Genomic DNA, 9,903 nt, shown 5'->3' with positions numbered 1-9,903 from the left:
CCGTGCGCGCGACCGCCGCTTCCGTGGGGGCCGCACTTGCCCTGATCGGTGTCCCTACCACTTTGACGTAGCCCTAGGCGTTGGGTAGATATTCGTAAATTCGCTTACATGCACGTGCGTGAAAATTAGAAGGAGTTGCTTCGCCAATGACTTTTTCTGTGGTAACGGCAGAAAACAGGCTCTGGTAAGCATCCAGGGTTTGGATGGCCCAAGGACGTGCCGGAAATTCTAGAGCGAGTTTTTCCGCCTCACCATACTCAAAAAACTGGGGCTCCTTTATTGGACTCATAAAAATTTGTGGATGCTCTTGCAGGTAGTTGTAAAGTGAGGTTGTTCCGGATTTGGTAACACCAATCACCAAAAAATTTGGCATCATCATATTATTCGCATTCTTTCAATCCAGAATGTCCAAGGTCGCGTTTTTGGGATATCATCTCTGCTACATTAGCCCGATGTTTCTCTATTACCAGCATATAGGGGTAAAAATGAATCGAATGTACGGCTTGCTGATAAGCTGATCTGCTGACTCTGGCACCGGCATTGGATCTTGATACGCGTTCCATCTGGTTAAGCTGAGCTACCAGACCGGCGCTGTATTGGGCAAACAGATTATGACTACGATGCATATCTTCGCAAATAATAGACCCCACCGGGTTGTACATGGGGCAGCATTTCCCAGAGCGGATTACCAGAAACCGTATCGGCTAACACCTTGCATTCAGAATTTCTCGTCTGGGGCCAATTTTGAGCAAAGCGCATAGCGTTATGCATAGCTCTCCAGGATGACAGCGCCATGCGCACCGTTTTTGGCTCCTGATAACAGGCAATCAAAATATCACGCAAAAATAATAACCGTCTGTACCATTGTGGTGTTGGGATTTTTAACAATATTTAGTCCTTTTTAGACAGAACGCAGCAATTGCTTATCCACCATACCGGCACGGGCGACAAAAGTCAGGTCTCCTCGATGCCATTCCCAATCAAAAGATTGGGTGGCGCTGTAAAAATTAAGGGCGCATCCGCGCCGCAACCGATCATGCAACTCAACGGCAATTATCCCAACCCGATCTATCCAACTGCCGGCATTAGCAAATAATTCGACCTCGGCTCCTTCAATGTCTATCTTCAGTAGGTCAATCCTCTCCAGATTGTAATTAGCCAGCAGGTTAGGGATGGTCATGGTGGGAACACGTTCTTGTACTGGTACAGAATGTGAAGCTGTATTCCAGACGCGAAATGCGCCATGCCGCCCGACTGGATTGGTGAGGTCAAGTTCACTGTCGATATGCCACAAGGCCGCCTGAATGGGTGTAATCTGGGAACAGGCGCTCACATTTTTGTATAGCTGTCCAAAATTGGCAGCGGCTGGCTCTATTGCCAGAATACGCACGTGCGGATGATGCTCCGCAAAATAGCGGGCGGCTAACCCGATATTGGCTCCGGCATCCACAATAACCTGCAGCGGGCGCACCGATTGTAAATCATACACCCGGCGCACAAAAATTTCATCATAAAAACCAATGTCTGAAGTACCCAAACGCAGATAAATGGGAGGATTGCTACCGGGTCGGGTTACACTCACTTCCGTTTGCCGCCTCAGCATCTCCCCGTACCAAAAATAAATCAAACCACGCCAGCCAAAAACCCGCCGGTAACGGCGCAACAACCCTCGGTCTACCTTCACAGGAAGCCCCTTGCCCACCCGGCTAACCGGCTAAATCGGCTACGTAACGCCCCAGGCAGATAATCCCGCACGGTAAACAGGCGCTCCGCTTTGCTCGGTTGTGGTTCCGGTAAAGAGTAAGAGTATGCACCGGCGGCGATGTGTTCAATCAAATCCAGATACCGCGCTCCCATTACCGCCACCGAAAAGTGTTGTCTGATCCGCTCAATCCCCGCCCGGCTGAAACTCTGCCAACGTTCAGCTTTAAGCAAATTGTTGATGGCTCCCACATATCCCTGAATATCTTCCCTATCAACCAGATAACCGCTTACCCCCTCGTCTATGCCAAAATCGGTGATGCCCGCCAGCCTCGAGGCCACTGGCACACAGCCGTTGGCTTGCGCTTCCAAGCTAACCAGCGGCAACCCCTCAAAATTGGAAGGCATCAGCAACATGTGATGCGCCTGCATAGCCTGATACACCGCCTCAGCCGGTTGTGCGCCGCGCAATTCAACCAGGTCTGTCAGCCCACATTGTGCCAGCACCTGCTCGAGGCGGCCCCGGTCGCCCCCCTCGCCGATGATGGTCAGCCGAGCGGGTATTTGCCGCTGTCGGCACGCCGCCAGAATTTTGGGCAGACGCAAAATACCCTTGTGGGTGTCACACAAGGCCCCGACGAACAGCAACCGCACCGGTGTTTCCCAGGGTAACTGGATGGTTAACTGTTGTTCAGGCGGTATCCGGATACCATAGGGAATAGTCAGAATGGTTTTACCGGACAATCGCTCCGTCGCTGCGCTTTGTACCCTGGGGCTGACGGCTACCGCTACATTCCAGGCCTGGCGATTGATTTGGGCATGGGCATAAACCCGCGCTAGGTCGTTGTGCAATACCGGGATCGCCGCTGTTTCGGCGGGCCACCCATGCAGGCCGCGCATCACCGGCAGCACCCCCAGCCCGATGTTGATCAACACCAGATCATAGCGTTCTGCAATAAAATGATTTGCCAGCCGTCGGACGTGGTGAACGGCGCTTTCCCACCGATTAGGCGCCAGTGACACTGCCGGAATACCTTTCTCCGCCAGGCGCGGCCACCACTCACCCTGCCCACAGGCGACCAGTGTGACCGTATGACCAGCCTTGAGCAAAATTTGCCCCAACTCCAATACAAAGGTAGTCACGCCGCCTACCCGCATATCACCCACAAACAGGGCAATTTTCATGTTAATTTCACCTTGCCACTGGGCGATCAACGTGCCGTTGCATCATTCCCCAACCAACCGATTCTGGCTGAGTACGCCAGGCGTACACTACAAAACGTGAGTATTGCTCAACCAAATTGAGAATGCTCGCCCGACGATCCACGCTGAAGTTGGGTTCCAGTGGGGCAAGGCAGGTGAGTGGGGATACGCTAGGTGTTCCTCTCCAATCACAGCTATCGCCACAGCCTTCGGCGCAAGCCGCGCATCCGGCGAAGCACGGGGGGCGGAACAAAACCTTGCCAACCAAACAGTACCGGGTCGGGTTGACCGCGAGCGCTTGCTACCTGATCGATGTTCGTGACCAGACTATGCATAAGCGCAAGATATTGTTCGCCCATCGTCTCGATGGAAAAGTGCGTGCGTACACGCTGCATCGCCGCTTGGCTGAACCTGCGCCAGCGTTCCGGATCATCCAGCAGCGCAACCTGGTGCGCAAAGGCTGCAGCATCGCCGGGGGGTGCCAGCAAGCCGGTGACGCCGTCAGCAACCCCGCGATCGGTAACGCCCGGCAAATAGCTTGCTATCGGCACACAACCATTGGCCTGCGCTTCCAGGAGTACATTAGGAAAGCCTTCAAAGTTGGAGGGCATCAGCAGGATGTGATGCTCTTGCATAGCCTTGTAGACGGCTATAGCCGGTTGCGCCCCGCGCAGTTCGATGCGATGCCCCACGCCACTGGCGTTGATCGCCTGCTCAAGCAGGGAGCGATCCTGTCCGTCACCAATGATGGTAAGGGTGACCGGTAAGCCTGCTTGCGCGCATATCCTGAGGATTTCTGGCAGCAGCACAATATTCTTGGCACGGTTGGCGAGGCGTCCGACAAAGAGCAAGCGAAGAGGCTTTAACCAGTCTACCCGTTGCATCAACTGCAGATCTGAAGGGAGTGTTACACCGTTTGGTATGCACCGTACTTCTTTGCATGAGAAGCGCTGAGTCGCGATCTTTTCGATCACAGGACTGACGGCAATCGCCATGTCCCAAACGCCACAGTTAATCGCTGCACGGTCAAAAACCGTAGGCCCAGTGCTGTGCAGAGCCACGAGGCGGATCATTCGGGAAGGTAAAAAACGTAGGCAGTACTGTCCAGACAAGTTCCGTGTGGGGAGAAAGACCATCACCACATCAAACTTGCCCTTTGCCAAGAACCAAGCCAAACGACGGGCTTGCTGGAATGCGCTTTCCCAACGGCCAACGGGCAAGCATACGCCCTTCAAACCAACATCAGCGAGTCGCGCCCACCATTCGCCTTCTTCATAACTGACGACCGTCACCTCATGCTCCTGCGCAACGAGATAACCTCCTAGGTTGAGGATCTGCTGACTGATGCCGCCGATGCGCATGCTGTCGTGGATCAAAGCAATGTTCATCTAGCTCGACTCCATTCCACCGTCTTACGCTGGTTCGCCTGCCTGCCCACAGGCAAGATGTCGCCTAATCGTGATATCCAGTAGCGCACCGGGGGCATGCCGCCAGAGGTCTGTTTGGAGTGCGGCGTAGGCCTGAGCCAGGGCCACCCGCACTAGTTGAGCAATCGTCTCAACTGAATCGTTCGGCCCGATGAAGATCAGCGCATTACGCTGCGGATGGCGTTCGACGCGGGCGCGCAGCGCCTCGACAAGAGAGCTTGGTGTTGTCATCGTTTCCCGGTGCATGCCGTCTTCTTCTTCCACCGCCTGACGCAAAGACGCAAAGACGCAAAGACGCAACCGTTCCACATACCGATCCATCATCACCCCTCCGCGCCTTTGCGCCTTTGCGTTAAAACCCTCTGCGCCTTAGCACGAGCCTTACGCCCGTATCACCGTCACCGCCCGCCCGGCGGGACTGACCGCCATGGTGTGGTGGGTACGCTCGCTGATCGGCGGCTGGTCGCGACGCCGGTCGAAAATAACGAGCCAGCCCGTTGCGAGCCCGAGACCGTTCAGGTAGGTGTCTAGTTGGGCCAAGCCTTGTTCCAGCGGATCGCGCTCGCCATCGCGCCACACCTTCAGTTCGAGGCCCAGCGTGACATCCCCATAGCGCAGGCAGAGATCCATGCGTCCGCTGCCAATGGCGTATTCGCGCTCGAGCGTGCCGCCGCCGTTGACGACCCGGTGCAGGAAGGCCATCAACACCAGGTGCGGGGCGATCTCGTGATAATGCGCGCTACCCAGCAGCGGCTGCCCATGCTGGCGCCAGAAGGCGAGGAACGCATCCAGCAGTGTGTCCGGGTCCAGGCTGCCGTCGTCGCGCAGCCAGGTGGGACGGATGTGCGGGAGTGAGGCTTGGGGGCCGGCGGCCAACACGCGCGGGATCACTTCCCGGTAGATCGGGTTGGCGACAACCAGCCCGCCAGCCGGATCCGCCCGGCACAGCCCCAGGTCGAGCACGAAGCGGATGTCATCGAACGGCACATCCGTCAAGGCGCGCCCGGCCAGCAACGGTTCGATGACGTGACGCACACGTGGCTCGCGCAGCCGCTCGGCCAGGCTATCCAGGTGCGTGTCCTGGCGCTGGATCAGCAACTCCTTGGCCTGCTTGATCTCCGCCACATCCACCGGTTGGGCCAGGTCAGGGACGACCACCTGCACTACCTGGCGCGCCAGGGCATTCACCAGCCACGGCTGCCCCTGGGTCAGGTCGAAGGCCAGCCGCAGCGCCTCCGGTGTGAAAACCTGGCCGGTGTCGGCGGTGTGCTGAGCGTAGAGTTCCGCCACCTCTGGCGCGGTGAAGTTGCGCAGGGTTAGCGACTCGACTTTGACGTTGAAGGGACTGGCGGTGTGCAGTCGCTCACTGCCACCAGATGCGACCTTGTAATCACGCACGTCGCGTAGACCGATCAGGGCCAATGCCCAGGGGAAGGCCTCAGGCCGCCGCTGAAAGCCAGCCCGCAGTTGGCGCAACGCTGAAATTAGCGCCGCATCCTGGAGGGCATCAATCTCGTCAACAAACAATACGACGGGCCGGGAGGACGCCATGCACCAGGCGGTGAGCGCCGCACCGAGCCGCCCACCGGCCTCTGCGTCAGGCCAGGGTGGTGGCTGCAACTCTGTCGGCAACTGCCAGACCAGCGCGGCCCGCCAATCTTCGAGGATTGCCAACTCAGCCGCGCCGGGGTCATCGTTGAACGCTGCCCCTACCTCCATCGAGACCAGTGCCGCTACATAACGACCGGCCGCCGTCACCTGACGGGCCAGTTCAAGCATCGCCGTCGTCTTACCGCTCTGGCGCGGGCCATGCACGACGAAGTAGGCCTTCTGGTCAAGCAACGTCTGCACATCGGGCAGGCGTGCGGTCGCCGGCAACATGTAGTGATCTTCAGGATTGCAGGGCCCGGCAGTATTAAAAAAGCGCATGGCAGGTTTCCTTCGGTGCTAGCCTCCATCCCTTGCCAAAAAAAGTTGCCTCGTGTTGACGCAACGGCGCAAAGACGCAAAGCTGCGTATGGAGATGGATCAAACTGTAGCGCCTTTGCGCCGTTGCGTCAAACAACCCATCTTGCCGTGCCAAAAATCAGCCGCCGGTTGCGTTGTCATGCGCTCCTCCGTGCCGCTGCGTTACACATAAGGCTGACTCGGATTGACGCAAAGACGCAAAGGCGCAAAGCTACGCATGCACATACTTCAACCCTCTGCGCCTTTGCGCCTTTGCGTCAAAACCCCTCTGCGTCAAAACCCCTCCGCCGACACCTCTCGCATCTGCATGTTCCACGAGTTCGCATAGTGCCCACCCAGCGCCACAAGCTCGCTATGGGTTCCCGATTCGATCACCCGCCCGCCAACCATCACATGGATGATGTCGGCTTGCATCGCGGTGGTAAAACGGTGCGTAATGATCAGGGCAGTACGTCCGGCAATCAAATCGCGGAACCGCGTCATCCACGCATGCTCGGCCCAGCTATCCATTGCGCTCGTTGGCTCATCAAGGATCACTAGGTCGGCCTGGCGCACAAAAGCGCGCGCCAACGCAAGGCGCTGCCATTCGCCGATGCTCAATTCGGTGTACCCAAACCAGCGCCCCAGGATCGTTGCGTACCCCTCGGGTAACTTGTCAATGATCTCGGCGGCCCCGCCAGCCAGTGCCGCCGCCTCGATCTCCGCTTGCGTGGGTGCGTGCTCCATGTCACCAAAACGGATATTGTCGCCCGCGCTGTCGTGGTACGGGAACGGCTGTTGAAAAAGCACGCTGATCCGTCGGCGTAGCTCGTCCTGGGCGAGTTCGCGTAGGTTAACACCATCCCAGGTAATCCGGCCCTCCTGCGGATCATAGAAACGGCAGAGCAATTTGATCAAGGTGCTCTTGCCCGCCCCGTTCTCCCCCACAATCGCCACAATCTGACCCGCCGGGATCGTCAGATTGAACTTCTCCAGCGCGTTCCGCTCGCTATCCTCATAGCGAAAGGTCACCTCTTCCATCCGAATGCCTTCACCTAAGCCCGGTGCCAGCGTCGTTGGTACCGCCGGATCGACGATCTGGGGCTCGAGTTCGAGAAAGGTGAAGAGATCCTCCAGGAAGAGCAGATTGCGGTAGATGTCGCCGACCCCGGTGAGCAAGCTGCGCATCAGACGGAGACCCTGGTTCATCGCTTGCCAGAACATCGCCAGATCGCCCAGGTTAAAGCGCCCGCGCATCGTCTGCAAGCCCATCCAGCCGAGCCCTCCTGCCAGGGCTACTAGCCCAACCAGCGCCGCTCCGATCTGGGCCAGCATCTGTTGACGCGCCAACCCGAGCCGCTCTGCGTGCAATTGGCGACTCAGTTGATCGTACGACTGCTTGAAATAATCGCCCAGGCCAAAGATGCGCAACTCCATCGCCGCATTCACCAGCGTCACTACTCGCTGGAAATAGACCAACCGGCGTTGATGCATCGTATTCTTTTGTCGCCAGCGATGAAAGATCCAGGTCGACCGCAACGCCACCCAGAGCGCCGGCAATGTCCCCATCAGCAGAACGAGCGGCATCCACCATGCAAAGATGAAGAGCACGCCGCCCATCGCAACCAGGGTGATGGTGTGCTGCAACAGGCCATTCAGGTTCTCCAGCAGGGCCAGCGGACGATCAATCGCATCCACGCTTGCCCGTTGCAACTGGTCATAGTAGGTCGGCGACTCGTAGAAATGGAGATCGAGGGTGATCGCTTTGCTGTGGATCAGGTTATTCATATAATCGCGGGTACGCTGGGCCAGCAGCATGCGCACATACTCCTGCACACTGCCCAGCAATTCCCCGGTCACCAGCACCAACCCCATCAGCACAAAGATTGGCACCACCGCCTGGATCGCCTCAGACGTGCCGCCACGCTCCACCACCTCGACCAGCCCATTGACCAGTTCACGCGTCAGATAGACCGTCACCACCGGCAGCACGCCCTGGATCACCAGCAACACCGTCGAAGCGAGGGTCCAGCCCCGCGCCGCTTGCCAGACGAGGCGCAAGGCCTGGGGCACATAGCGCAACTGCCGCAGCTGACTGCGCACACTGAGCAACCGCTTCAGACGCTGATCTTGTACAACCGGGCCACGGTGTCGGTGCATACTCATCGTTTACCTGTTGGCTCTATCTATAACAAGGTATCTTGATGTTCCGCCAGCAACGCCGCAATCGCCGCGACATTCTTGCCTGGGTCGCTTGCCAGTTCCAGGCGATAGCAGGGCAAACGTCGGGTTAGTTCAGCACTCAGCCGATAGCTCTCTGCTTCGGCCCCGGGCAACCAGATCACCGTGCTGGGGCCTAGCTGACGAAAGAGCTCGCCTGGCGCCGCCAGCCGAAGCCTGGCTTCGGCGCGGTGCGTCACCTCGGGCAAGAGCAATGCCTTGATCGGGAACGAGGCCACCATCTGCGCAGCGTAGGTCGGATACAAAAAGGCGAGACCTTTGCTCGCCTTGTAGACATCGTCCCACCTGTCAAGCAGTGGGCGCAGGTAGCTCAGCCGGTCGAGCATATCAACTTTGAGCTTGGCCGAATTGAAGAGCATTGCCGCCCGCGGCTCAGGTTCCACCCGCACCAGGCATTTATCATCGCTCAACAGGCGCAACGCTGGATAGGCCAGACAACTCAGGGCCGTCGAGGACTTGCCCGCCCCCGAGTTGCCAATCAGCAAGACGCCACCGTCCTCATTGCCAAGTGCCGATGCGTGGATGACCTGCCAGCCAGTTTCGGCCAGTGCCCAGTGGAACAGGGTCTGGAGTGGCGCCGCACGCTCGTAAATCGAAAGCTGCGCAGCCTCATCAATCCACCAGAAACCCTGGCGCGTGCTGCGATCATACGCAAAGAGTTGCCCAGACGTCGGCGCATGCATCAATGCAAGCGACCCGGCATACAGCACTGCACGTTGCCCATAACGCCGATAATCCGTGGGAGCAAAGGGAGGCGCTGGCGGTCGCACCCCTGTGGTTGCCCCGTCCCACAGATGAAAGGTCATCGCTTCACCTTCAGCCGGTGCGTCAGGCTCCCCCAGCAAATGCGCCAGCGCCGGCAGCACAACCCCCTCGAGTGCGGCATCAGCCATGCGCAGTTCAAAGGCAACCCCTTGTACCTGCACCGAGTGCACCTGCCCATCCACAGACGCCCATGCTCTCGCAAACGCCGCTTCCAGTTGGATCAAATAATCGCCAGCCATTGCGCTCATCTACCTACACTTTCCCCGTGCCCGTCTTCTTTCGCGGCGGGGTGCGGGGGAACCGGGTTCCCCCATCTTCGTACCCGTTCCCTCGCGGCGGGGTGCGGGGGAACCGGGTTCCCCCATCTTCGTACCCGTTCCCTCGCGGCGGGGTGCGGGGGAACCGGGTTCCCCCATCTTCGTACCCGTTCCCTCGCGGCGGGGTGCGGGGGAACCGGGTTCCCCCATCTTCGTACCCGTTCCCTCGCGGCGGGGTGCGGGGGAACCGGGTTCCCCCGTCTTCGTACCCGTTCCCTCGCGGCGGGGTTTAAGGGCGGACAGAAAATATGTGTTCTTTTGGCCGATTCGGACGACATGTGACAACATGAGGCGGTTCGCGT

At 58.4% G+C, this 9,903-nt stretch carries 8 protein-coding genes; all 8 read right to left on the bottom strand.

Annotated features, from left to right (window positions below; genetic code table 11):
• Positions 1-73: 73 nt before the first annotated feature.
• A complete protein-coding gene (locus A9Q02_RS04930; RefSeq protein WP_097651245.1) occupies positions 74-379 on the bottom strand; it encodes a sulfotransferase family protein in 306 nt (101 codons plus the stop codon).
• A gap of 522 nt (positions 380-901) precedes the next feature.
• Positions 902-1,684 carry an FkbM family methyltransferase gene (locus tag A9Q02_RS04925; protein ID WP_141508724.1) on the bottom strand — a complete coding sequence of 261 codons (783 nt, stop codon included), beginning with the start codon at positions 1,682-1,684 and terminating at the stop codon, positions 902-904.
• The gene (locus A9Q02_RS04920) at positions 1,681-2,886 is read right to left on the bottom strand and encodes a glycosyltransferase family 4 protein (protein WP_097651243.1); all 1,206 of its coding nucleotides are present in this window, start codon (positions 2,884-2,886) and stop codon (positions 1,681-1,683) included. Before A9Q02_RS04920 ends, A9Q02_RS04925 begins: the two co-directional genes overlap by 4 nt.
• Before the next feature lie 212 nt (positions 2,887-3,098).
• On the bottom strand, positions 3,099-4,292 hold the full coding sequence (locus tag A9Q02_RS04915; RefSeq protein ID WP_097651242.1) for a glycosyltransferase family 4 protein: 1,194 nt from the start codon (positions 4,290-4,292) through the stop codon (positions 3,099-3,101).
• A gap of 24 nt (positions 4,293-4,316) precedes the next feature.
• Entirely contained in the window at positions 4,317-4,640 is a 324-nt protein-coding gene (locus A9Q02_RS04910; protein WP_172450643.1) for a hypothetical protein, read from the bottom strand.
• A 72-nt stretch (positions 4,641-4,712) separates the two neighbouring features.
• Positions 4,713-6,260: an ATP-binding protein gene (locus A9Q02_RS04905; RefSeq protein WP_097651240.1), complete on the bottom strand. Its 1,548-nt coding sequence runs from the start codon at positions 6,258-6,260 to the stop codon at positions 4,713-4,715.
• A 312-nt stretch (positions 6,261-6,572) separates the two neighbouring features.
• Positions 6,573-8,444 (bottom strand): ABC transporter ATP-binding protein, encoded by a 1,872-nt coding sequence (locus A9Q02_RS04900; RefSeq protein WP_216361447.1) that lies wholly within the window; start codon positions 8,442-8,444, stop codon positions 6,573-6,575.
• Positions 8,445-8,464: 20 nt separating this feature from the next.
• Positions 8,465-9,532 (bottom strand): phosphoenolpyruvate carboxykinase (ATP), encoded by a 1,068-nt coding sequence (locus A9Q02_RS04895; protein WP_141508722.1) that lies wholly within the window; start codon positions 9,530-9,532, stop codon positions 8,465-8,467.
• Positions 9,533-9,903 lie beyond the last annotated feature (371 nt).

Source organism: Candidatus Chloroploca asiatica (assembly GCF_002532075.1).
Lineage (GTDB): Bacteria > Chloroflexota > Chloroflexia > Chloroflexales > Chloroflexaceae > Chloroploca > Chloroploca asiatica.
Note: the sequence above shows the minus strand (reverse complement) of the source record. Positions and strands in the feature narration are given on the sequence as shown.